The organism is Sphingomonas metalli, assembly GCF_014641735.1.
Lineage (GTDB): Bacteria > Pseudomonadota > Alphaproteobacteria > Sphingomonadales > Sphingomonadaceae > Sphingomonas > Sphingomonas metalli.
Genome location: NZ_BMIH01000003.1, coordinates 781121 through 805573, shown reverse-complemented (window position 1 = coordinate 805573; position 24453 = coordinate 781121). Strand labels below are relative to the sequence as shown.

At 68.5% G+C, this 24453-nt stretch carries 20 protein-coding genes; 11 read left to right on the top strand and 9 right to left on the bottom strand.

Annotated elements, in window-relative coordinates:
• Positions 1 to 70: 70 nt before the first annotated feature.
• From rfbA to rfbC, 4 genes are read right to left on the bottom strand one after another with little or no spacing between them, the layout of a single operon-like run.
• Positions 71 to 940, bottom strand: a complete 870-nt coding sequence (rfbA, locus tag IEX18_RS14215) for a glucose-1-phosphate thymidylyltransferase RfbA (RefSeq protein ID WP_188659375.1) — start codon at positions 938 to 940, stop codon at positions 71 to 73.
• On the bottom strand, positions 937 to 1839 hold the full coding sequence (rfbD, locus tag IEX18_RS14210) for a dTDP-4-dehydrorhamnose reductase (RefSeq protein WP_229664578.1): 903 nt from the start codon (positions 1837 to 1839) through the stop codon (positions 937 to 939). Before rfbD ends, rfbA begins: the two co-directional genes overlap by 4 nt.
• Entirely contained in the window at positions 1836 to 2891 is a 1056-nt protein-coding gene (gene rfbB, locus IEX18_RS14205; RefSeq protein WP_188659373.1) for a dTDP-glucose 4,6-dehydratase, read from the bottom strand. Before rfbB ends, rfbD begins: the two co-directional genes overlap by 4 nt.
• A gap of 15 nt (positions 2892 to 2906) precedes the next feature.
• Positions 2907 to 3473, bottom strand: a complete 567-nt coding sequence (rfbC, locus tag IEX18_RS14200) for a dTDP-4-dehydrorhamnose 3,5-epimerase (RefSeq protein ID WP_188659372.1) — start codon at positions 3471 to 3473, stop codon at positions 2907 to 2909.
• A gap of 149 nt (positions 3474 to 3622) precedes the next feature.
• Here rfbC and IEX18_RS14195 point away from each other — a divergent pair, with 149 nt between their 5' ends.
• Positions 3623 to 4714, top strand: coding sequence for a mechanosensitive ion channel family protein (locus IEX18_RS14195; RefSeq protein ID WP_188659371.1), 1092 nt, complete (start codon positions 3623 to 3625; stop codon positions 4712 to 4714).
• On the opposite strand, the gene IEX18_RS14190 is transcribed toward IEX18_RS14195, so the two are convergent.
• The 4 genes from IEX18_RS14190 to IEX18_RS14175 all read right to left on the bottom strand — a co-directional run bounded on the left by IEX18_RS14190 (position 4702) and on the right by IEX18_RS14175 (position 10841).
• Positions 4702 to 5676: a glucokinase gene (locus IEX18_RS14190; RefSeq protein ID WP_188659370.1), complete on the bottom strand. Its 975-nt coding sequence runs from the start codon at positions 5674 to 5676 to the stop codon at positions 4702 to 4704. The genes IEX18_RS14195 and IEX18_RS14190 overlap by 13 nt on opposite strands.
• A 143-nt stretch (positions 5677 to 5819) precedes the next feature.
• A complete protein-coding gene (locus IEX18_RS14185) occupies positions 5820 to 7211 on the bottom strand; it encodes an alpha,alpha-trehalose-phosphate synthase (UDP-forming) (protein WP_188659369.1) in 1392 nt (463 codons plus the stop codon).
• On the bottom strand, positions 7208 to 8020 hold the full coding sequence (gene otsB, locus IEX18_RS14180) for a trehalose-phosphatase (protein WP_188659368.1): 813 nt from the start codon (positions 8018 to 8020) through the stop codon (positions 7208 to 7210). The genes IEX18_RS14185 and otsB overlap by 4 nt, the downstream gene beginning before the upstream one ends.
• Positions 8021 to 8135: 115 nt before the next feature.
• Entirely contained in the window at positions 8136 to 10841 is a 2706-nt protein-coding gene (locus IEX18_RS14175) for an Rne/Rng family ribonuclease (RefSeq protein ID WP_229664577.1), read from the bottom strand.
• Positions 10842 to 11321: 480 nt separating this feature from the next.
• On the opposite strand from IEX18_RS14175, the gene IEX18_RS14170 reads away from it, so the two are divergent.
• The 10 genes from IEX18_RS14170 (at position 11322) to IEX18_RS14125 (ending at position 23227) form a co-directional block, all read left to right on the top strand.
• Positions 11322 to 12242, top strand: a complete 921-nt coding sequence (locus IEX18_RS14170) for an N-acetylmuramoyl-L-alanine amidase family protein (protein WP_373284569.1) — start codon at positions 11322 to 11324, stop codon at positions 12240 to 12242.
• 202 nt (positions 12243 to 12444) lie between these two features.
• On the top strand, positions 12445 to 14934 hold the full coding sequence (locus tag IEX18_RS14165) for a penicillin-binding protein 1A (RefSeq protein WP_188659366.1): 2490 nt from the start codon (positions 12445 to 12447) through the stop codon (positions 14932 to 14934).
• A 113-nt stretch (positions 14935 to 15047) separates the two neighbouring features.
• Entirely contained in the window at positions 15048 to 16175 is a 1128-nt protein-coding gene (gene prfB / locus IEX18_RS14160; protein WP_188659365.1) for a peptide chain release factor 2, read from the top strand.
• 130 nt (positions 16176 to 16305) lie between these two features.
• On the top strand, positions 16306 to 17019 hold the full coding sequence (locus tag IEX18_RS14155) for a class I SAM-dependent methyltransferase (RefSeq protein ID WP_188659364.1): 714 nt from the start codon (positions 16306 to 16308) through the stop codon (positions 17017 to 17019).
• Between the two features lie 4 nt (positions 17020 to 17023).
• Positions 17024 to 17818, top strand: coding sequence for a thymidylate synthase (locus tag IEX18_RS14150; protein WP_188659363.1), 795 nt, complete (start codon positions 17024 to 17026; stop codon positions 17816 to 17818).
• Complete coding sequence (locus IEX18_RS14145; RefSeq protein ID WP_188659362.1) at positions 17815 to 18258, top strand: dihydrofolate reductase; 444 nt, start codon at positions 17815 to 17817, stop codon at positions 18256 to 18258. Before IEX18_RS14150 ends, IEX18_RS14145 begins: the two co-directional genes overlap by 4 nt.
• 188 nt (positions 18259 to 18446) lie before the next feature.
• A complete protein-coding gene (locus IEX18_RS14140; protein ID WP_188659361.1) occupies positions 18447 to 19379 on the top strand; it encodes a bifunctional riboflavin kinase/FAD synthetase in 933 nt (310 codons plus the stop codon).
• Complete coding sequence (gene ileS, locus IEX18_RS14135) at positions 19376 to 22282, top strand: isoleucine--tRNA ligase (RefSeq protein ID WP_188659360.1); 2907 nt, start codon at positions 19376 to 19378, stop codon at positions 22280 to 22282. The genes IEX18_RS14140 and ileS overlap by 4 nt, the downstream gene beginning before the upstream one ends.
• Positions 22279 to 22803, top strand: coding sequence for a signal peptidase II (gene lspA, locus IEX18_RS14130; protein WP_188659359.1), 525 nt, complete (start codon positions 22279 to 22281; stop codon positions 22801 to 22803). The genes ileS and lspA overlap by 4 nt, the downstream gene beginning before the upstream one ends.
• Positions 22796 to 23227 (top strand): DUF3035 domain-containing protein, encoded by a 432-nt coding sequence (locus tag IEX18_RS14125; RefSeq protein WP_188659358.1) that lies wholly within the window; start codon positions 22796 to 22798, stop codon positions 23225 to 23227. Before lspA ends, IEX18_RS14125 begins: the two co-directional genes overlap by 8 nt.
• 382 nt (positions 23228 to 23609) lie before the next feature.
• On the opposite strand, the gene IEX18_RS14120 is transcribed toward IEX18_RS14125, so the two are convergent.
• Positions 23610 to 24449, bottom strand: a complete 840-nt coding sequence (locus tag IEX18_RS14120) for a TorF family putative porin (protein WP_188659357.1) — start codon at positions 24447 to 24449, stop codon at positions 23610 to 23612.
• Positions 24450 to 24453: the final 4 nt, after the last annotated feature.

The window sequence follows — 24453 nt, the reverse complement described above, 5'->3', positions numbered from 1 at the left end:
ATCCGGCCACCGCTAAGGTGATCCGGATCGCGCCGATGTCGTGAAACTCGAAGGAAGCGGACGGGCGGCGTTACGCCCCCTCGACCGCGTTCAGGATCGCCCGGCCATAGGCGGTCTTCTTCAGCGCCTCGCCGCGCGCCCGCGCCTGATCGGCGGAGATGAAGCCCTTCTCGAATGCGATCTCTTCCAGGCAGGCGACCTGAATCCCCTGTCGGTGCTGGATCGTGCGGACGAATTCCGATGCCTCGAGCAGCGAATCATGGGTGCCGGTATCCAGCCAGGCATAGCCACGCCCCATCTGCTCCACATAGAGGTCGCCCGCTTCCATGTAGATGCGATTGAGGTCGGTGATCTCCAGCTCGCCGCGCGGCGACGGCTTCAGGTCGCGGGCATATTGCACCACGCGATTGTCGTAGAAGTACAGGCCGGTCACTGCGCAATTCGACTTGGGCTGGCTCGGCTTCTCTTCCAGGCTCAACGCGCGCCCGTCGCTCGCCAGCTCGACCACGCCATAGCGTTCGGGATCCTCGACGCGGTAGCTGAACACCGTCGCGCCTTCGGTGCGCGCCACGGCGCTGGCCAGCAGGTCGGTCAGATGCGCGCCGAAGAAGATGTTGTCGCCTAGCACCAGCGCGACATGGTCGTCGCCGATGAAATCCGCACCGATGGTGAAGGCCTGGGCCAGCCCCTCGGGCTTGGGCTGCTCGGCATAGCTGATCGACAGGCCCCAATTGGAGCCGTCGTCGAACATCCGCCGGTAATTGTCGATGAACTCGGGCGACGAGATGATCAGGATGTCGCGGATCCCCGCCAGCATCAGTACCGACAGCGGATAATAGATCATCGGCTTGTCATAGACCGGCAGCAGCTGCTTGTTGATCGCCAGCGTCGCGGGGTGGAGGCGGGTGCCCGAGCCGCCCGCCAGAATGATGCCCTTCACGCCTTGTTCTCCTTTTGGGGTGCGCCCAGCAGTTCGTCGAGAATGTCGCCCAGCGCACTTTGCCAGGGCTGGGGATGGATGCCGTAGTCGCGCTCGATCGCGCGGTGGCTGAGCAGCGAATTGGCCGGCCGGCGTGCCGGCGTCGGATAGTCGGCCGTCGTGATCGGCTCGACCGCGGGGGAGGGGCCGCCGCGCGCCGCGGACTGGCGGAAGATCTCTTCGGCAAAGCCGTGCCAGTCGGTCGGCCCGGCATTGGAGAAGTGATAGGTGCCGGTCGGCGCGCTCTCATCCTCGGCCAGCCGTACCGCAATCGCCGCCAGCGCGGCTGCGAGGTCGGCGGCGCTCGTCGGGCTGCCATGCTGGTCGGCCACGACGCGAAGCGTCGGACGGTCCGCACCGACGCGCAGCATCGTCTTCACGAAGTTGTTGCCGTGGGCGCTCACCACCCAGGCGGTGCGGACGATGGCGTGGCGCGCACCGGAGGTGCGCACGGCCAGCTCGCCGCCCAGCTTCGATGCGCCGTAGACGCCGAGCGGCGCAACGGGATCGTCGACCTCCCATGCGCCCTCGCGGTCGCCCGGAAAGACATAGTCGGTCGAGACATGGACGATCGGAATGCCCTTGTCCTTCGCCGCCGCGGCCAGCGCGGCGGGGGCGAGGGCGTTGACCTGCCACGCCGTCACCACGTCGCTCTCCGCCTTGTCCACCGCGGTATAGGCCCCGGCGGAGATGATCGCCGCCCAGTCGCGCTCCGCCACCTTCGCCGCGATCGCCGCCGCGTCGGTCAGATCGAGATCGGCGCGGGTCAGCGCCACCGCTTCCCAGCCGTCCGGCCAGCGATGACGGGCGAGCTCGGTGCCGACCTGGCCCGACCCGCCCGTGATGAGAATCGGCTTCAAGCCGCCAGACCCCGGCGCTGCACCGCGCCGCGCTCTTCGACGATCCCGCGCCACCATGCCTCGTGGGCCAGGTACCATTTGACCGTCTTCTCGATGCCGGTCTCGAACGTCTCCTGCGGTTCCCAGCCCAGCTCGTCGCGGATGCGGCTGGCATCGATCGCGTAGCGCTTGTCGTGGCCGGGGCGGTCGGCGACATAGCCGATCTGCTCGGCATAGCTCTTGCCGTCGGCACGCGGGCGCTCCTGGTCGAGGATCGCGCAGACGGTCTTCACCACCTCCAGGTTCTGCTTCTCGTTATTGCCGCCGATATTGTAGGTGCGGCCGACCGCGCCCTGCTCGAACACGCGGTGCAGCGCGCGGGCATGGTCCTCGACGAACAGCCAGTCGCGCACCTGATCGCCCTTGCCATAGACCGGCAGCGTCTCGCCCGCGAGCGCCTTGACGATCATCAGCGGGATCAGCTTCTCGGGGAAGTGATAGGGCCCGTAATTGTTCGAGCAGTTGGTGATCAGCACCGGGAGGCCATAGGTGTGCCCCCAGGCGGAGACGAGATGATCGCTCGACGCTTTCGATGCGGAATAGGGCGACCGCGGGTCGTAGGGCGTCTCTTCGGTGAAGAAACCCGTCTCGCCCAGCGAGCCATAGACCTCGTCGGTGGAGATATGGTGGAAGCGGAAGGCGTCCTTGTCCGCGCCCTCCAGCGTCTGCCAGTAGCGGCGAGCCTCGCTCAGCATCACGAAGGTGCCGACGATGTTGGTCTGGATGAAGGCGTCGGGCCCGTCGATCGAGCGGTCGACATGGCTCTCGGCGGCAAGATGCGTGATGATCTGCGGCCGGAATTCCTCGATCGCAGCGCGCACCGCCGCAGCGTCGCAGATGTCGCCCTGCACGAAGCGATAGCGGTCGGACTGCGACACTTCCTCGACCGTCGTCAGCGTGCCCGCATAGGTCAGCTTGTCGAAGTTCAGGACTTCATGGTCGGTATTCTGGATTAGGTGCCGAACCAGGGCAGAGCCGATGAAGCCGGCGCCGCCGGTCAAGAGAATGCGCATCGTACTGTGGATCCTTCAGGCGAGCGGCGCCAGCGGGCGGCCGTCATAGGGAAAGGGGCTGTCGAATTCGGCCAGCGTCGGAAGCTTCTCGTCCTTGGGGCTCAATTCCGGCGCAGCGTCGGCGGGCATCGGCCAGTCGATCCCCGCCGAGTCCCAGCGGATGCCGCCATCGCTTTCGGGGGCGTAGAGCGACGTCACCTTGTACGTCACCTCGCAATTGTCCTCCAGGGTCAGGAAGCCGTGGGCAAAGCCGATCGGCACGAACAGCTGATGGCCGTTCTCCGCCGACAGCTCTGCGCCGACCCACTGGCCATAGGTCGGCGAGCCGCGCCGGACGTCGACGGCGACGTCGTAGATGCGCCCCCGGATGCAGCGGACCAGCTTGTCCTGCCCGTTGGGCGGCGTCTGGAAGTGCAGCCCGCGCAGCGTGTAGCGCGGAACCGAAAGGGAATGATTGTCCTGCACGAAACGCTGCGTGATCCCGCGGGCGTGGAAGGCCGCCTCGTTATACACCTCGGTGAACCATCCACGCGCGTCGCCGAAGCGGCGTGGCTCGATCAGGGTAGGCAGCGTTATCGTCATGGCCGGGTCATCCCCTAATCGGCTTTGCTAAACAAGTGGTGGATGAAGCACGATTGTTACGACGGCGCGACCCCGAAGTTGGAACGCTGACGTACCAGAATGTTGCACTGCAGCGGAACTCCTAAGCCGCCTTACGGTTCAACCGGATCATGGAATGGCTCGATTTCCTGCGCCTGCCGCGCGAATGGATGTGGGTGCAAAGCGTCGTCGCCGTCTCGGCGGCGATCCTGTTCGCGCTTGCGGCCCACTGGCTGACGGTGAGGCTCGTGCTGCGGGCCGGGCGACGTGACCGGCGCGACGCACGGCACTCGATCATCGCGCGAGTGCGGCGACCCCTGCAATGGCTGTACGTGACCGTGGCGGTCAGCTTCGTGTCGCGGGCACTGCCGATGAGCGGCGACGTGCGCGACATGTGGGAGCGGCTGCTGGGCTTCGCCTTCCCCGCGTTGATGGGCTGGTTCGCGGTCGGCGTGCTGGATGCGGTCCGCCTCGCCGTTGACCTCAATACCGACATCACGGTCGAGGACAATCTGGCGGCCCGCCGTCGTCGCACCCGCGTGGCGATCCTCGGGCGGATCGGCAGCTTCTTCATCGCCTTCCTCACCATATGCCTGATGCTGCTGTCGGTGCCCGGCATCCGCACGATCGGCGTCACGCTGATGGCGTCCGCCGGTATCGCCGGCCTGGTCGTCGGCGCGGCCGCCCAGCCGGCGCTGAAGAACCTGATCGCGGGTATCCAGATGGCCTTCACCGAGCCGATCCGGCTCGATGACGTCGTCATCATGGACGGGGAGTGGGGCCGGATCGAGGAGATCCGGCTGACCTTCGTGGTGATCAAGCTGTGGGACGAGCGCCGGTTGGTCGTACCCGTCTCCAAATTCCTCGAATCGAGCTTCCAGAACTGGACGCGGGAGACCAGCCAGCTTCTCGGCTCGGTGATCTGGTACTTCGATCCGGCTACCGACATCGCGCGGCTGCGCACGATCGTCGGCCGGGCGGTCGAGGCGAGTGCGCGCTGGGATCGGCGCTTCTGGAACTGTCAGGTCATCGATGTGGCGGCTGACGCGATCCAGGTGCGGGGGCTGATGACCGCGAAGGACGCCTCGACCGCCTTCGACCTGCGCTGCGAGGTGCGGGAGGCGGTGCTGGCCGCGGTTCGGGCGGAGATGCCGGAAGCGCTGCCGCGTCGCCGGGTGACGATGGCAGAGGAAGCGATGACCGCCGCGGCTCAGGCCGCCTGACGCTGGAGCGCCTTGGCCGCGCCGAGCAGTTCGCCATGTTCCACCGCGACGAGCATGCGCGGCATCGCCGCCACCAGGCGCGCATATTTGCCGGTGCCGGCGAGACACGCCTGCATGCGCGGCCCGCCCAGCGTATCGCGCAACGCCATCGCAAGGCCGCCGGTCACGATCACGCCGTCCCAGGCGCCGTAGCTCAGCACCAGATTGCCGATATGCGTCCAGAACGCCTCGCACAGCATCTCGCAGGCGGCGCGTGCGAGCGGATCGCTGGCGGCATGGCGGGTGATATCCTCCGGCCGCGTCATCCGCTTAGACGAATGCTGCTGGCCGGCGAGCGCATTGTAGATCGCGACCAGTCCGCCGGCCGAGATCAGATCCTCGGCCGCGATCGGATGGGTGTTCGGGAACATCGTCGCGACCAGCTCGGCCATCCGTCGCGATCCGGGCGCGAAGCCCGCATGTCCGGCCTCGGTTGCCAGCACATGGACGCCGCCCGCGCGATCACGGGTCATGACCGATACGCCAAGTCCCGAAGTGATCCCGGCGATGCAATAGGTCCCCGGCTCCCGCAGGTTGACCGGCGGCGCCCCGGCGATCGGCGTCTGCGCGCCGCCATGGCCGGTGAGCGCCCAGGCCTCCGCCTCGAAATCGTTGAGGATTAGCGGCGGGGCTCCAAGCATCGACTGGAGGCCCGAGCGCGAGACGAACCAGCGCGTCTGGGTGATCGAGATCGCGTCGCCCCGCGCGAGCCCGGCGACGGCGATCGCCAGCCGGCGCGGGAGATGGTCGAGGCCCGTATCGCGCCGAAAACTGGACAGGCTGCCCGAGACACTCGATCCGGCCTCGACGTCATAGTGGCGCATCGTGCCCGGCTTCACGCCGCCATGTCCGTCGGTCAGCGCGAAGCGCAACCCCTTGCGCCCGACATGGCCGACCACGCTGGTGCTGTCCGCGTCCTGCATCCCATCTCCCGTCACTCGCAGGGCGGGGCCATGCCCGCCTCTCTAAGTTGCTGCGGTAGCGGAAGAACCTTGATGTTCTGTTGACGCTAACAGGCCAGAAGTTGCGCCAGGTTACCTTTCGTCGCGCTGGTTCGAACGTCGCTTCAGCCGGTCACGGGCACCTTGACGGCGGCAAGCTCGCCCAGGAACAGGTCGCACCACCAGAACACGTCCTCGCGCCGGACGCCCGCGATCAGCGCCTGCCAACGCCGGCGGCGCTCGTCGCGCGGCATCGACAGCGCCTGGTCGATCGCATCCGCCAGCTCCTCGGCGCTATACGGGTTGACCAGCACCGCGTCGGTCATCTGCGCCGCCGCGCCCGCGAAGCTCGACAGGATCAGGACGCCGGGATCCTGAGGATCCTGCGCGGCGACATATTCCTTGGCCACCAGGTTCATGCCGTCGCGGAGCGGCGTGACCAGCGCCACCCGCGCCGCGCGATAGATCCCGGCCAGCTGCGGCCGCGGATAGCCCTGATTAACGTAGCGGATCGGCACCCAGTCCATGTCCGCATATTCGCCGTTGATCCGGCCGGACAGCGCGTCGAGGTCGGCGCGGATCTCCTGATAGGTATTCACCTTCTCCCGGCTGGGCGGGGCGACCTGCAGCAGATAGACAAGCCCGCGCCGGTCGGGATGGTTGTGGAGGAAGCGCTCATAGCCCAGGAACCGTTCGCGCAGCCCCTTGGAATAGTCGAGCCGGTCGACGCCGACCATCAGGCTGCGCCCGGTGGACGACATCTGCATCCGCTCCATCGTGAACCGCGCTTCCGGAGACACGGCCGCGGCCTCGAACTCGGCGGTGTCGATCCCGATCGGCGCGACGATCGCGCGGACACGGCGCGAGCCGACGACGACGCAACCGTCCTCGTCGAACGTCCCGCCCATCATGTCGACCACATAGCGGTGGAAGCTGTCGAGCCAGTCCTCCGTGTGGAAGCCGATCACGTCATAGGCGAACAGCGCCTCGACCAGACGCTTGTGACTCGGCAGCGACACCAGCAGCCGCGACGGCGGCCAGGGGGTGTGCAGGAAGAAGCCAAGCCGGTTCGTCACGCCGCGTTCGCGCAGCCGCGCGCCCAGCGGGATCAGATGATAGTCGTGCACCCAGACCAGATCGTCGTCGCCGATCAGCGGCCGCACCGTGTCCGCGAAGCGCGCATTGACGCGCTTGTACCCGCCCTCGAAATCGCGCTCGAACTCGGTCAGGTCGATACGATAGTGGAAGAGCGGCCACAGGGTGCGATTGGCGAAGCCGTTGTAATATTCATCGATGTCCTGCTCCTCGAGGTCGATCGTCGCCGTGGTGACGCCGTCGCCCTCGGCACGGTGGATCTCGCCGGTGAAATGCTCGGTAGTCTCGCCGGACCAGCCGAACCAGATCCCGCCACGCTCGCGCAGCGCAGACAGCAGCGCGACCGCCAGTCCGCCCTGATTGGCGCTGGCATCCTTGCTCGGCACCGCGACGCGGTTGGAGATGACGACGAGCCGGCTCATGCCAGGCGCTCCGTCGCGCGATCGCCGGAGCGCGCCAGCAGGGCGTCGATCCAGCCGCGCAGCGCCGCGACGTCGTCGAGCCTGTAGGTCGCGGCGGTATCGCGCGGCGGATCGATCAGCACGCCCGCACCGCTCAGTGCCGCCGCAGCGGCAAAGCCATCCTCGTCGGTCACGTCGTCGCCGAAGAACCAGGGCTTCGTCCCTGCCATTGCCGGATCCTGCATCATCGCGTGGACGGCGGCGCCCTTGTCGCCCGGCAGCCGCACTTCGACCATCATCTTGCCGGGGTGGGCGCTCAGTCCATAGGCGCCGGCGATGCGTGCCGCCCCCTCACGCGCCACGGCCTCCCGCTCGGGTACCGTCCGGTAGTGGAGCGAAACGCCGAGGGTCTTGGCTTCGAACACCAATCTCTCGGCCTCGGCGAAGGTCCGCAGCGCCTCGGTCGCCGCCTCCAGTTCCGGAGTGCGGGCAGGCAGCACATGGCCCTCCGCCGGCGTACGCCGCTCCGCACCATGGCTGCCGGCGATCGCCAGCCCCTCGGCGTGCCGGCCCATCAGCCGGTCGATCTGCGCGATCGATCGCCCGGTAACGATCGCCACCCGCCCACCGGTCGCCTCCGACAGCCGCGCCAGCCGCATGCCGAGCGCATCGTCGACGATGATGGCATCGGGCGTGGGAGCGAGCTCGACCAGCGTCCCGTCGAAGTCGAAGAACAGGCTGACGGTAGCCGGATCGGGAAGTGGCGGCGCTGAAAGGTCCCGCCCGCCGGGTACGCCGCGCGGGGGATTAGGCGAAGGGGAAGCGATCATGCCCCAAAAACCCGCCGGTGCCACCCGGCGTTCCCCGCCGCCGCGTCTCTCCGAAGGTCGCGACTCCGCCCCAATGCCGTGGCGGCCGCCTTGCGGCGACCGCCACGCACCGCAATCAGGCGCCGAAGGTCCGCTGCCACCAGCCGCGACGCGGCGATTCGGACGTCGTGACCTCCCTGGCGGTGTCATCCGCCGCCGGCTCGTCGGCAGGAGCGTCTTGTGTCGCCTCTTCCGCCGATTCTGCCGCCGGAGTCTCGGCGGCGGCCTTGGCCGGCGCCTTCCGGGTGCGGCGCGGCTTGGCGGGCTTGGCCGGCTCCGCGTCCGCTGCCGGAGCTGCCTCGGCCTCTGCCTCGACGACCGGCGCGGCCTTCTTGCGGCTACGGCGGGGCTTTGCAGGCGCCTCCTTGTCCGCCGGAGCGGCCTTGTCGGTTGCGGCCATCTCGGGTGCGGCCGGCGCCGCGGTCTCGATCACCGGTGCCTCGGCCGCCGGCTTGGCGGTGCGAGCCCGCGGACGGCGGCGCGTCTTGGGCGCCTCTGCGGCCGGTTCGACCTCGGCGGTGATCTCGGCCGGCGCCGGGACGGGGAGGGCGATGGGATCGATCACCGGGCCCGAATCGGCAGCGTCCGCCGCCTCTTCGACGGTCTCGGTCGCTGGCTCCGAAGCCTCGTCGACCGAGGCCTCGGTTTCGCCGCCGCCCTCGCGCCGACCGCCGCGCCGACCGCGACGCCCGCGGCGGCGACGCCGCGCACCCTCGCCCTGCTCGCCCTCGGCCGGCTCCGCGTCCGGCGTCGACGCGGACTCGACCGCGTCGCCCTCTTCGGCCTCGTCGCCTTCGTCCTCGCCGGCCGTGGGCTCGATCGCGCCCTCGGCTTCGCCGGCCTCACGGTCGCGACCGCGACGGCCGCGACGGCGACGGCGGCGGCGGCTGCGGCCCGCACCGTCGCCCTCCTCGTCGCGCGCACCGCCCGTGGTGGCTTCGACCGTCTCGGCCTCGTCCTCCTCGGCCTCGACCTCGTCGATATAGTCGTCTTCGTCCTCGTCGACGATCAGCTCGTCGATCCTGGGCGCATGGGCGGGCGGCGGGCCGCTGGCCTCGACCGACATGCGCGCGCCCTCCTCCTCGCGATCGGGCACGATCTCGACCGTGACGCCGTAGCGATCCTCGATCTCGGCGATGTCGCCGCGCTTCTTGTTGAGGACGTAGATCGTCGCCTCATGGCTCGCGCGCAGCGTGAGGATCGAGCCGCGGCCGCGCGCCGCCTCCTCCTCGATCAGCCGCAGCGCCGAGAGCCCCGCGGACGAGGCGGTGCGGACCAGCCCGGTCCCCTCGCAATGCGGGCAGGCGCGGGTCGACGCCTCGAGGACGCCGGTGCGCAGCCGCTGGCGGCTCATCTCCATCAGGCCGAAGCTGGAGATGCGGCCGACCTGGATGCGCGCACGGTCGTTCTTCAGCGCCTCCTTCATCGCCTTCTCGACCTTCCGGACATTGGACGAATGGTCCATGTCGATGAAGTCGATGACGACGAGGCCGGCCATGTCGCGCAGGCGCAACTGGCGGGCGATCTCCTGCGCCGCTTCCAGATTGGTGGCCGTCGCGGTCTGCTCGATATTGTGCTCGCGGGTGGAGCGGCCCGAGTTGATGTCGATCGACACCAGCGCCTCGGTCGGGTTGATGACCAGATAGCCGCCGGACTTCAGCTGGACGACGGGATTGTACATCGCCGCCAGCTGGTCCTCGACATGCGCGCGCTGGAACAGCGGCACCGCGTCGGCATATTGCTTCACCTTCTTCGCGTGGCTGGGCATCAGCAGCCGCATGAAGTCCTTGGCGTGGCGATAGCCTTCCTCGCCCTCGACGATCACCTCGTCGACGCCGTTGTTATAGATGTCGCGGATGGCGCGCTTGATCAGGTCGCTGTCGCCATAGATCAGCGCCGGCGCCGCCGAGGTCAGCGTCTTCTCGCGGATCTCGTCCCACAGCCGGGCGAGATAGTCGAAGTCGCGCTTGATCTCGGTCTTGGTGCGCTGAAGGCCGGCGGTGCGGACGATGCAGCCCATCGACGAGGGCAGCGACAGGTCGGCCATGATCGACTTCAGCCGCTTGCGGTCGGCGGCGTTGCTGATCTTCCGGCTGATCCCGCCGCCGTGCGACGTGTTGGGCATCAGCACGCAATAGCGGCCGGCGAGCGACAGATAGGTGGTCAGCGCCGCGCCCTTGTTGCCGCGCTCTTCCTTCACGACCTGGACCAGCAGCACCTGACGGCGGCGGATCACGTCCTGGATCTTGTAGCGGCGGCGCAGGTTCTGGCGGCGCTGACGGAGCGCCTCGACCTGATCGTCATTGCCGCCCGAGCGGCGACGCCGGCGGCGCGGGGCTTCGTCGCTGCCTTCCTCGCCGGCGTCATGATCGGCATCATGGTCGTGCTCGTCGGCGTCGAGCTCGTCATGGTCGCCCTCGGCGTCCATGTCCTCGTCGTCGAACTCCTCCTCGTCGGCGTCCTGCTCGGCGCGAAGCGCGGCTTCCTCCGCCGCATGCTCGGCCTCTTCGCGCAGCAGCGCGTCGCGATCCTCCTTGGGGATCTGATAATAGTCGGGATGGATCTCCGAGAAGGCGAGGAAGCCGTGACGGTTGCCGCCATATTCGACGAACGCGGCCTGCAGCGACGGCTCGACGCGCGTCACCTTGGCGAGATAGATATTGCCCTTGAGCTGCTTGCGCTCGGCGGACTCGAAGTCGAACTCCTCGATCCGGTTACCTTGTACTACCGCCACGCGGGTCTCTTCCCGGTGGCGTGCATCGATCAGCATGCGGGTGGTCATCAAATGGTCTCCACGCGCGCGTCGGGCCGGTCGTCGGACGAAGCCCTCGCGCGCGATGATGGTGGGCGCCCGGCCGGATGGCGGGCGCAGGGTGGCGGAAAATCGCGTCTGCGCGCAGGACGTGCCGGGGCAATGGGGCCCACGGCGCCCGGACGCCCGCGACGCCGCCGGCATCGGCCTGGCGGTGGAGCGGGAACGGGGAAAGCGTCATTGCGTGCGTCAACCTGGATTGGCCCGTCGCGACAGCAGGTGGCTGGCGGCGAGGGGCTGGCGGTCCCGGCGGCGTCCGCCGGATAGACGTCGACGCACGAGTGCATCCCCTCGCTAGCATTACCGGTCGCCCATCGCAACCGGCGCACCTCGACGGGTCGCGCAAGCTATATCCCCGAAAGATCAAGGGTGTGTTAACTATGCCGACATAGAAGCCGTTCACCAATCAGGGTCCAGCCGGGGCCCCGGGACAGTAGGGGGCGGGGTAGCGTGGATCAGGGCCGCGCCGCGCCGAGGGATGTGAAGCCGATGGCGAAGCCTATGATGTTCGCGAAAGTGTCAGGGCCGGTCGCCGCTGCCGCCGTCCTGCTGGCACTGCCCGCCACCGCCAGCGACGCCGCGCCCCCGGAGCGCGGGCCGGCGCGCGACTACAAGGTCTCGATCAAGGTGCCACCGGCCGCCAAGGCGCCGCCGCTTCCATCCGTGCGCGGCAATCTGGCGCGCCCGCTCGTGGTGATCGACGCCGGCCATGGCGGCGCCGATCCCGGTGCGATCAATTCCGAGACGGGGCTGCGCGAGAAGGACGTCACGCTGCGCCTCGCCCGCGCGATGCGCGACCGGCTGCTGGCGGGCGGGCGGGTGCGCGTCGCCCTGACCCGCAACGACGACCGCTTCCTCGTCCTGCGCGAGCGCTACGGCATCGCTCGGCGGCTCAAGGCCGACCTGTTCATCTCGGTCCATTGCGACAGCGCCACTGCGGATGCCGCGAGCGGCGCGACCGTCTACACCCTGTCGGAGGTCGCCTCCGACAAGGAAGCCGCCCGGCTCGCCGCGCGCGAGAACAAGGCCGACACGATCAACGGCGTCGATCTCGGCGACGCCGGCGCCGACATCTCGTCGATCCTGATCGATCTGACGCGGCGCGAGACGATGAACAGTTCGGCCAGCTTCGCGCGCCTCCTCGGGCGCGAGGCCAAGCCACTGATTCCCGTGAAGCCCAACTTCCATCGCATGGCCAGCCTGATGGTGCTGAAGGCGCCCGACATGCCCTCGATCCTGTTCGAGACCGGCTATATCTCCAACCCCGCCGACGCAGCCTTCCTCGACTCGAAGCCCGGTCGCGAGCGCATCGCGGAGACGGTCCGCCGCGCGGTCGAGGCGCATTTCGCGCGGCGGCTGGCGTCGCTCTAGGGCCGTCCCAGGATAGGGGCCACCGCAGCAACCGCCGAACCCACCTCACATCCGTCATCCCCGCCGGCGCGGCGATCACGCAGAAGGGCTTTGGCGAGCCTTCGCCTGCGCAAGCGCCAAGGCGAGGCGCCGCCGCCCTGGCCCGCCCCCAGCCAACCGGCTGGCGTACGGAAGCGAACCTGCTAAAAGCCGACGCCTTTCCATGACCGTGACGACCGCCACCCCATCCTCTGCCCCCGGTCGCCTCGGCGCGGCCTGGCGCGGCGCGTGGGGGCGGTGGTGGGTCAAGGCGCTGGCGGGCCTTGTCGCGCTCGGCCTTGTGACGCTCCTGCTCCTGTGGCTCCTCGTCGTCCGCGGCTTGCCTTCGGTCGACCAGCTGCGCAGCTACGAGCCGCCGCTGCCCACTCATGTCCGCGGCACGGACGGCAATCCCGTCCATACCTATGCGCGCGAACGGCGGGTGGAGCTGGCCTATGCCGAATATCCGCCGCTCCTGGTCAAGGCGTTCCTCGCCGCCGAGGACCGCACCTTTTTCGAGCATCACGGCCTCGACTATCCGGGCCTCGTCCGGGCCGCGTGGCAGGGACTGGTCAGCGGCAACACGCCGCGCGGCACCTCGACCATCACCCAGCAGGTCGCCAAGAACCTGCTCGTCGGCAACGAGGCGAGCTATGGCCGCAAGCTCAAGGAGGCGATCCTCGCCTGGAAGATCGAGGATACGCTTACCAAGGAGCAGATCCTCGAACTCTATCTCAACCAGATCGCGCTGGGGCGGAACGCCTTCGGGGTCGAGGCCGCCAGCCATGCCTATTTCGACAAGGAGCTGGGCGAGCTGAGCCTCGCGCAGATGGCCTATCTGGCGATCCTGCCCAAGGGGCCGTCCAACTACGATCCCTTCCGCCATACCGACCGCGCGCTGGAGCGGCGCGGCTATGTGCTGCGCGAGATGCTCCGCAACGACTTCATCACCCGCGCGCAATATGACGCGGCGATGGCGGAGCCGATCGGCGCGGTCCTCCGCCGCACCCCGCGGTTCGAGTCGGTCGGCGGCTATTTCGTCGAGGAGGTTCGCCGCGAGCTGATCGCCCGATTCGGCGAGACGGCGAAGGCGACGCCCAACAGCGTCTATGAGGGCGGCCTGTGGGTGCGCACCTCGCTCGACACGCGGCTTCAGGGGCTGGCGGCCGAGGCGCTGCGCGCCGGGCTGATCCGCTACGAGAGCGGGCGGGGCTGGGCCGGGCCGATCCGCCATCTCGACTTCGATGAGGGACGCTGGCAGCAGGCGCTCCTCAACACCAATATCGGCCTCGACTATGCCGACTGGCGTGCTGCCGTGGCGATCGCGCGCGAGGGCGATGGCTGGACGATCGGGTTCGCCGACGGACGCACCGGCACACTGCCGCGCGGCAATGCGCTGGTCCCGCGCCGCGGAACCGACACGCCCGCCTTCTCGACGATCAGGGCAGGAGACCTCATCGCCGTCGCGCCCGCGGGCAGCCAATGGGCGCTGCGCTCGGTGCCGCGCATCTCGGGCGGCTTCGTCGTCGAGGAGCCGGGCACCGGCCGCGTCCTCGCCATGCAGGGCGGATTCGACGCGCGCCTCCAGGCGTTCAACCGCGCGACCCAGGCGCAGCGCCAGCCGGGCTCGACGATCAAGCCGATCGTCTATTCCGCCGCGCTGGAAAGCGGCATGACGCCGGCCTCGATCATCGTCGACGGGCCCTTCTGCGTCTACCAGGGTGCGCGACTGGGGCAGAAATGCTTCCGCAACTTCGCCAATATGCGTTCCGCCGGCCCGCGCACGATGCGCTGGGGCATCGAACAGTCGCGCAACCTGATGACCGTGCGCACCGCCGCGCAGATCGGCATGGGCCGTGTGGTCGACGTGATGAAGCGGATGAACGTCGGCACCTACTCGCCCTATCTCGCCATCGCGCTCGGCGCGGGCGAGACGACGGTCAGCCGCATGGTCAACGCCTATGCGATGCTGGCCAATCAGGGGCGGGGCCTGGCCGAGGCGAGCCTGATCGATTTCGTGCAGGACCGTCACGGCAAGGTGATCTGGCCGGAGGGGTGGCGCGCCTGCGACGGCTGCAACGCGCCTGCCTGGAATGGCGGCCCGATGCCGCGCCCCGCGATCCGCATGCGCCAGGCGATCGACCCGCAGACCGCCTATCAGATGGTCCACATCACCGAAGGCGTCATCCAGCGCGGCACCGCGACGACGCTGCGCGATCTGGACCGGCCGATGTTCGGCAAGACCGGTACCACCACCGGCCCGACCGATGTCTGGTTCATCGGTGGCACGCCGCAGTTCATCGGCGGCCTCTATATCGGCTATGACAATCCCCGCCGTCTCGGCGCGGCGGAAGGCGGCACCGTCGCCGCGCCGATCTTCAAGCAGTTCGCGGTGAAGGCCTATGAGGGGCTGGACAAGCTCCCCTTCCGCGCGCCGGCCGGCATCCGCATGGTGCGGATCGACCGGATGAGCGGCAAGCCCGTCTTCGGCACCTTCCCCGACGACAACGACCCCAAGCCCGAGGTGATCTGGGAGGCGTTCAAGCCGGAAACGGAGCCGCGCCGAGCCGCCCGTCGCGCGGGCCCCGCAGCCGAGCCCACCGCCGCCGCGAGCGCTACGCCTACCGCACCGCGAGACAGCGATTTCTTGCAAAGGGAAGGCGGAATCTACTAGCCGCCCTATATCGTCATCCCGGCGAAGGCCGGGATCTCGTGCCGCAGGGACGGGTGATGCGGCGAACGATGCCAGCCTGCGCTGGCATGACGGACGAGTTTTGGAGAAGAGTGATGCGCGCCGAAGCGCAGGCCCATGTCGATACGATCAACGATGCCCTGGCGCTGCTGCGCCGCTTCCTCGACTGGGACCGTGCGCTCCGCCGGCTGGACGAGCTGAATGCGCGTGTTGAGGACCAGGCGCTCTGGAACGATCCCAAGGCTGCGCAGGAGGTGATGCGCGAGCGCCGGCGGCTGGACGAGGCGATCACCGCCACGCGCGCGATCGAGAGCGAGCTGTCCGGCACGGTCGAGCTGATCGAGCTGGCCGAGGCGGAGGGCGATAACGAGCTGGCGGAGGAGGGGACGCAGAGCCTCGCCGAGCTGGCCGAGCGGGCGCAGCAGGACAAGGTGAAGGCGCTGCTCGCCGGCGAGGCGGACGCCAACGATACCTATCTTGAGATCAACGCCGGCGCCGGCGGCACCGAGAGCAACGACTGGGCGGAGATGCTCCAGCGCATGTACACGCGCTGGGCGGAGCGGCACGGCATGAAGGTCGAGCTGGTCGACTACCACGCCGGCGAACAGGCGGGCATCAAGTCGGCGACGCTGCTGATGAAGGGCGAAAACGCCTATGGCTATGCCAAGACGGAGAGCGGCGTCCACCGCCTCGTCCGCATCAGCCCGTTCGATTCGAACGCGCGCCGCCAGACCAGCTTCGCCAGCGTCTGGGTCTATCCGGTGATCGACGACAATATCGAGGTCGAGATCAACGACAGCGAATTGCGAATCGACACCTATCGCGCCAGCGGTGCCGGCGGTCAGCACATCAACACCACCGACTCGGCGGTGCGCATCACCCACCTGCCCACCGGCATCGTCGTCCAGTGCCAGAACCAGCGTTCGCAGCACAAGAACAAGGCGGAGGCCTATAACCAGCTGCGTGCCCGTCTCTACGAGCGCGAACTCGCCGAGCGCGAGGCGGCGGCGAACGCGCAGAACGCCACCAAGACCGATATCGGCTGGGGCCACCAGATCCGGTCCTATGTGCTCCAGCCATATCAGATGGTGAAGGACCTGCGCACCGGCGTGACCTCGACCGCGCCCGGCGACGTGCTCGACGGCGACCTCGACCCCTTCATGGCCGCCGCCCTGTCGCAGCGCGTGACCGGCGAAGCGGTGTCGGTGGAGGACGTCGACTAAGGTGCCGACGATCGCGCCATTCTCGCCTGATTCGTCATCCCCGCGCAGGCGGGGATCCCGACGCGCTGACGGCGCGGATCTTGCGCGGATCTCTCCGCGTCTGGAGCCCCGGTTGCGCGGAGCGAGCAGAATGAGTCAGGTCGCCGCATTCCTCCTGCTCACCCTCGCCGCCTGCGACGGCACCAAGCCGCTGATCAAGCACGAGCCCGAGCGCCCCGGCCCGTTCCCTGCCGCCGACCGCCCGGTCGCGCAGATCGTCTCGTCGCGCTGGTCGAACGAGGACGCCCGCGACCGGTTGCGCGAGGCGGAGACGGTGATGGATCGTGCCGCGATCCGCCCCGGCATGACCGTCGCCGATATCGGCGCTGGCGAGGGCTATTATACCGTCCGCCTCGCCACCCGCGTCGGCAAGGAGGGCAGGGTGCTGGCGGAGGACATCGTCGCCGGCGTCCGCGACCAACTCGCCGAGCGCGTCTCGCGCGAGCGGCTGGAGAATGTCAGCGTCCGGCTGGGCGAGGCGGCCGATCCCAAGCTGCCCGACGCCAGCTTCGACCGCGTCCTCATGGTCCATATGTATCACGAGATCGCGCAGCCCTACGAATTCCTCTGGCGGATGCGCCCCGCGCTCAGGCCCGACGGGCTGGTGATCGTGGTCGACGCCGACCGCCGTACCCAGGACCACGGCACCCCGCCCGAGCTGCTCCAGTGCGAGTTCGCCGCGGTCGGCTATCGGCAGGTGTGGCGCCAGCCCATGCCCTCCGCGGGCGGCTATATGGCCGCCTTCCGCGTCGAGGGCGCCCGGCCGGAGCCGGAAGCGATCAAGCCCTGCCGGATGCAGTCCTGAGCCCATGCGCCAATATCTCGACCTGATGGATCGCGTCCTGAACCACGGGGCGCAGCAGACCGACCGGACGGGCACCGGCACGCTGTCGGTCTTCGGCCACCAGATGCGCTTCGACCTGGCCCAAGGCTTTCCGGTGCTCACCACCAAGAAGCTCCACCTGCGTTCGATCATCGTCGAGCTGCTCTGGTTCCTGCGCGGCGACACCAATGTGCGCTGGCTGCAGGAGCAGCGGGTCAGCATCTGGGACGAATGGGCCGATGCGAACGGCGATCTCGGCCCCGTCTATGGCAAGCAGTGGCGCGACTGGGTGTCGACGGACGGTCGCCATATCGACCAGATCGCCGATCTGATCGCCACCATCCGCCGCGATCCCGGCTCGCGCCGCCAGATCGTCACGGCGTGGAATCCGGGCGAGTTGCAGGCGATGGCGCTGTCGCCCTGCCATTGCCTGTTCCAGACGCATGTCGCCAATGGCCGCCTGTCCCTCCAGCTCTACCAGCGCTCGGCCGACATCTTCCTCGGCGTGCCGTTCAACATCGCCAGCTACGCGCTCCTCACGCATATGCTCGCGCAGCAATGCGATTTGGAGGTGGGCGAATTCATCTGGACCGGCGGCGACTGCCACCTCTACCTCAACCATCTGGAGCAGGCGCGCACCCAGCTGGTGCGCCAGCCCGGCCCGCTGCCGCGGCTGGAGATCCTGCGCCGCCCGGACGCGCTCGACGGCTATGCGCTCGAGGACTTCGTGCTGCACGACTATGCGGCGCAACCGCATATCAAGGCGCCGGTGGCGGTGTGATCACCTTCATCCTCGCCCGCGCGCGCAACGGCGTGATCGGCCGCGACGGCCAGCTGCCCTGGCACATTCCCGCCGATCTCAAGCGCTTCAAGGCCCTCACCATGGGGCGGCCGATGGTGATGGGTCGCAGGACCTTCGACAGCTTCCCCGCGCCGCTTCCCGGCCGCCGGCATATCGTCCTGACTCGTGACACCGGCTGGTCCGCCGCTGGTGCCGAAGTGGCGCATGGCCCCGGCGAGGCACTGGCTCTGGCGGGGGAGGAGGCGATGGTGATCGGCGGCGTAGAGGTCTTCGCGCTCTTCACTCCCGACCGCGTCGAGCTGACCGAGATCCATGCCGAACCCGAAGGTGACGCAGTCGTCCCCGCCTTTGATGGCCTGCGGGAAGTCGCGCGCGAGGATCACGACGGCTACAGCTTCGTCACGCTCGTGCGGCTCTGAACGTCATCGGGATCACGGTGCGAAGGTGCGGCTCCGCAAGGATTGGAAGACCAGCGCCAACGTCAAGCCCATGCAGGCCTAGAGACTGCAAGGCCCCGGCGGAAGCTCGCCAGCGCAGCAGCGACGGGGACAGCCGCGGGTCCGCGTTCACACTAGCAACGCCCCGCCACCCTCTCTAAAGCGCCCCCATGCAGCGGCTTGACGGCGGCGAGGCGGTTCCGGCGCATCTGGCCGGGGGGATCGTCGCGCTCGGCAATTTCGACGGGTTTCATCTCGGCCACCAGGCGGTGGTGGCGGCGGCCGTGGCGCGGGCCCGGGCCGAGGGACGGCCGGCGCTGGTCGCCACCTTCGATCCGCATCCGGTGCGGCACTTCCAACCCGATGCGCCGCCCTTTCGCCTGACCACGCTCGACCAGCGCGAACGCCTGTTCGCCGGCGCCGGCGCCGATGCGATGGTCGTCTTCCGCTTCGATGGCGATCTCGCCGCGCTGTCGGCCGAGCAGTTTATCGCAGAGCGCCTCCTCGGTCACCTTGCGGTCGCCGGCGTGGTGACGGGCGAGGACTTCACCTTCGGCCATCGCAAATCGGGCAATGTCGAAGTGCTCCGGGCGGCGGGCGAGCGCCATGGCTTCGCGGCGCAGGCGGTCGGTCCCGTCTGCCTCGATGGCGAGCCCGTCTCCTCCAGCCGCATCCGCGCCCATCTGCGCCTCGGCGAGATGCGGGAAGCCGCGCGGCTGCTGACCCGCCCCTTCGCGATCGAGGGAATGGTGGAACATGGCGACAAGGTCGGACGCACCATCGGTTACCCCACCGCCAATCTGTCGCTCGGCAATTATCTGCGTCCCGCCTACGGCATCTATGCCGTGCGCGGACGGCTGGCGGACGGGCGGGTGCTGAACGGCGCCGCCAATCTGGGGATACGCCCGCAGTTCGAACCGCTGAAGGAACTGCTGGAGCCGCACTTCTTCGACTTTGCCGGCGATCTCTACGGCGAGCGGCTGGAGGTGGAGCTGATCGAGTATCTCCGCCTGGAGGCGATGTTCGACGGGCTGCCCGCCCTCATCGCACAGATGGACGCCGATTGTGCCCGGGCGCGGGACATTCTAAGCGCGGGCGAATGACCGACACCGCCGCTCAGGGCAGGGACTGGCGCGACACCGTCTTCCTGCCGACGACCGATTTCCCGATGAAGGCGGGCCTCGCCGCCAAGGAGCCTGCGATCCTCGACCGCTGGGCGCGGATCGGGCTGTACCAGCGCCTGCGCCGGGAGCGTGCCGGGCGCGAGCTGTTCATCCTCCACGATGGCCCGCCCTACGCCAATGGCGACATCCATATGGGCCATGCGATGAACAAGGTGCTTAAGGACATCATCGTCCGCAGCCAGTCGCTGATGGGCAAGGATGCACCCTATGTCCCGGGATGGGACTGTCATGGCCTGCCGATCGAGTGGAAGGTCGAGGAGGCCTATCGCGCGAAGAAGCAGAACAAGGACGACGTGCCGGTCGACCAGTTCCGCGCCGAGTGCCGCGCCTATGCCGAGAAGTGGGTCGCGGTGCAGCGGGGCCAGTTCGAGCGGCTGGGCATCATGGGCGACTGGGACGATCCCTATCTCACCATGAAGTTCGACGCGGAGGCGGCGATCGTCGGCGAGCTGTTGAAGTTCGCCGAATCGGGCCAGCTCTATCGCGGTGCCAAGCCCGTCATGTGGTCGCCGGTCGAAAAGACCGCGCTGGCCGAGGCGGAGGTGGAGTATGAGGACATCGTATCCACCCAGATCGATGTCGGGTTCGAGATCGCATCGGCCGATTGGCCCGAACTGGTCGGCGCAACCGCGGTCATCTGGACGACGACGCCCTGGACGATCCCGGTCAACCAGGCGCTCGCCTATGGCCGCTCGCACGACTACGTCCTGTTCAAGAGCGGCGGCCGCAAGTTCGTCGTCGCCGAGCCGCTGCTCCCCGCCTTCAGCAAGCGCACCGGCCTCCAGATGGAGGAGCTGGTGGCGCTGGTGAAGGGCACGGAATTCGACGGCGCGACCGCTAAGCATCCGATGCACGCCCTGGGCGGCTTCTTCGCCACCCCGCGCCCCTTCCTGCCCGGCGACTTCGTGACGACCGATGCCGGCACCGGCCTCGTCCACATGGCCCCGGATCATGGCGAGGACGATTTCCTCCTCTGCCGCCAGTACGGGATCGAGCCCGTCTTCGCGGTCGACGCCGCCGGCCTCTACCGCGCCGACTGGCCGTGGCTGGGCGGGCAGGGCAGCGTCATCAACAAGAAGTTCGTCGCCGCCGACGGCCCGATCTGCGCCGACCTGCGCGAAGTGGGCGCGCTGCTTTCCGCCAGCGACGACTTCGCGCACAGCTATCCGCACAGCTGGCGGTCCAAGGCCAAGGTCATCTTCCGCGCGACCCCGCAATGGTTCATTCCGATGGACCGCGCTTCCATTCTCCCCTCCCCTTCAGGGGAGGGGTCAGGGGTGGGGCGTCGCAGTCTCACCGAGGCCGACGCGCTTGGGGAAGCGCTCCACCCCAACCCCTCCCCTGAAGGGGAGGGGCTTGGTTCCGGCAACGGCGCCACCCTGCGCGAACTCGCACTCGACGCGATCGCCCGCACCCGCTGGGTGCCGGCCCGCGCGGAGAACCGCATCACCGCGATGGTGGAGGGCCGGCCCGACTGGGTGATCAGCCGCCAGCGCGCCTGGGGCGTGCCGATCGCGCTCTACGTCCACCGCGCCACCGGCGACTATCTGCGCGACCCGGCGGTCAACGCCCGCATCGTCGAGGCCTTCCGGGCCGGCGGCGCGGATGCCTGGTTCACCGGCGACCATCAGGCGCTGCTCGGCGATGGCTATACGCTCGCCGATTACGAGCCGGTGCAGGACATTCTCGACGTGTGGTTCGATTCGGGCTGCACCCATGTCTTCACCGTCGAGGCGCGCTATGGCGAAGGCGTCCGCGCCAACCTCTATCTCGAAGGGTCGGACCAGCATCGCGGCTGGTTCCAGTCCTCGCTGCTCGAGAGCTGCGGTACCCGCGGCCGTGCGCCCTATGACGCGGTGCTCACCCACGGGTTCGCGCTCGACGGCCAGGGCCGCAAGATGTCCAAGAGCCTCGGCAATGTCGTCGATCCGCTCAAGGTGATCGGCGAGAGCGGCGCGGACATCCTGCGCATGTGGGTCGCCTCGACCGACTATTTCGACGATGTCCGCATCGGCAAGGAAGTGCTGGCGACCGCGTCGGACGCCTATCGCAAGCTGCGCAACACGTTCCGCTATCTGCTCGGCGCGCTCGACGGCTTCAGCGAGGCGGAGAAGGTCGCGCCGGCCGACATGCCGGAGCTCGAACGCTACATCCTCCATCGCCTCCACATGCTCGACACCGAGCTGCGCGAGGCGGCGACGGGCTATGAGTTCAACCGCTATCTGCGCCTGCTGACCGACTTCGCGAACGAGGACCTGTCCGCCTTCTTCTTCGACGTGCGCAAGGACAGCCTCTATTGCGACGCGGCGGACAGCGTGAAGCGCCGCAGCTATCGCACCGTCCTCGACATCCTCTTCCACGCGCTCGTCCGCTACGCGGCGCCGGTGATCTGCTTCACCGCCGAAGAGGTGTGGCAGGCACGCTACCCTTCGGAGGACGGCTCAGTCCATCTGCTCGAATGGCCGCAGCTGCCGGCTCCTGCGTCCGATGACGCCGCGCTCGGCACCCGCTGGCAGGCGGTGCGCGCGCTGCGCGAGACGGTGACCGAAGCGATCGAGCCGCTCCGCCGCGAAAAGACGATCCGGTCGAGCAACGAGGCGATGGTGACCGTTTCCGATCAGCCGCTGCCCGCCGCGCTGCTCGCCGAACTGTTCATCGTCGCCGACGTGTCGCCGGGTGACGGCAGCGTGACGGTCGCCCGGACCGACTATCACAAGTGCGGCCGCTGCTGGCGCCATCTTCCCGAAGTGACGGAGGACGGGCTGCTCTGCAACCGCTGTACCGCCGTCACGGCCGTGACGGGTCAGGGAGAGGCGGCATGACGCTGCCTGTCCGCGGCCTGGTCGCCGCCGCCCTGCTGTTCGCCGCCGACCAGCTCAGCAAATGGGCGGTCACCGGACCGCTCGGGATCGACCATCTCGGCGCCGCGCGCGAGGTGACCGGCTTCTTCGCGCTTCGCTTCGTGCCCAATATCGGCGTTTCTCTAGGCCTGTTGCCGGCGGACGGCGACGGCACGCGCTGGGCGCTCGTCGCGATGACCGGCGCGATCGCGCTCGGGGTCGCGATCTGGATGACGCGCGAGAAGAAGCCGGCCGACCAGATCGCGCTCGGCCTCGTCCTCGGCGGCGCGCTCGGCAACATCCTGGACCGGGTACGCTTCGGCTACGTGGTCGATTTCGCCGACCTCCACTTCGGGGAGTGGCGGCCCTTTTTGGTCTTCAATGTCGCCGATGCCGCGATTACCATCGGCGTCGTGCTCTTGCTGCTGCGCGCGCTGCTCGTCCGCGACACGCAATCGACAGCCGGTCAGCCTTCTTCTTCTGCGGAGAGTCCCCATGCGTAACGTCGTCATCCTCGCGGCAGGGCTGTCGCTCCTCGCCGGCTGCGCCAGCAATCCCCTCAACCGCAAGCGTCCCGACGAGTTCGCCGTCGCCCGCCAGGCGCCGCTGGTGATCCCGCCCGACTATGCGCTGGTCCCGCCCAAGCCCGGCGCGGCGCGTGCGCAGGACAATGTCGGCCAGCAGCAGACGCTGGAGGCGATCTTCGGCGCCCCGCGCCGCAGCGCCGCCGAGACCGCGACGCTCAACCAGGCCGGCGCCGATGCGACCGATCCGGGCATCCGGTCGCAGGTCGGCGATCCCGACACCAATGTCGTCGACAAGGGCACCACCACCCGCGACATCGTCGCCGCCCCGCAGGGCGACGGCCAGGACGCACGGGTGACGCCGCAGGCCAGCACGCCGCAGCCCGCTACGCCGCAGAATTGAGGGGGAAGAGCGGCGAATCGCTGGAGTTGGATGACGCGAGATCGGCCGACCTCTGACCGCTCGCCCTGAGCGCAGTCGAAGTGCCTGAGGCTAGACGGTGCTTCGACTTCGCTCAGCACGAACGGTTACCCGACCACGTCAACCTAGCGAAGAACTACGTCATCCCAGCGAAGGCTGGGATCTGCCGCGATCGAAGCACGCCAGTCGCAAAAGGCCCCAGCCTGCGCTGGGGCGACGTCAATTATCAGATGGTCATCGAAGCAGGCGCGCGTCGCGCTCGGCGCACGGCTCTGCGTCCTCCGCGCCTCTGCGCAAACCAATATGCAATCTTCGCACGAGACCACCGGGCGGCACCCTTTAGAGCGCCGCCCGGCGCGCGCAATCAGAAGGCCGCGGTGATTGAGAAGACCACGGTGGGATCGGTGATCGACGCCCCGCCATCGACCTGCCCCTTGGAAAGGTTCGGCCGCAGATAGGCCGACTCGCTGTCGCCGATGTCGGTGTCGACATAGGAGACGTTGAAGGTCAGGTTCTTGTAGAAGGCGACGTCCGCACCCAGCGACCAGTCCCAATATTTGCCGGTCGGGGCCAGGCTGGTGCCGTTGGGACCGAGTCCCTTGTTGCCCTTCGAATAGCCGATATGCGCCTTGGCCGTGATCGGCGTGCCGGGAATGCCCACCGTGCCGTCGCCGGTCAGGTAGAGATTGTCGCGCCGGGTGCCGTCACCCGCGACGAACGGCGTTGCCGAGGCGGTGAAATAGCCCAGCGACGTCTGCTTGGGAGCATAATAGACGCCGGCGGTCAGCGTCGCCGGCCCGGCGGTGCCCGAGAGGCGGCCGAAGAACTCGACCACATCCGATTCAGAGGCGCCGCCCGGATAGGTGTACCACGTCACGCCGACGTCGGTCGTCGCGCTGCCGAAGGTCTTCTTCCAGCCGCCGATCGCATCCAGCTCCATATTGGCGCCGCCGAACGTGCCCCAGCCCGCAAGGTTGGAGGCGAAGGTGCCGATATAGATGCCGCTTTCATGCGCGATCGTCAGCGCGCCCTGCACCGCCGCGTTCTTGTTGGTCTGGGAGATGCCGCGCAGGCGATAGTCGGTAAGCACGGAAACGCTGCCGCTGACGGTGATCGGCGAGGGCGGTGCCGTTTCCTCCTGCGCAAGAGCAGGAGCGGCCGCGGCAAGACACAGGCCGCCGGCCAGAAGGTGCGAGAAGCGCATCGAT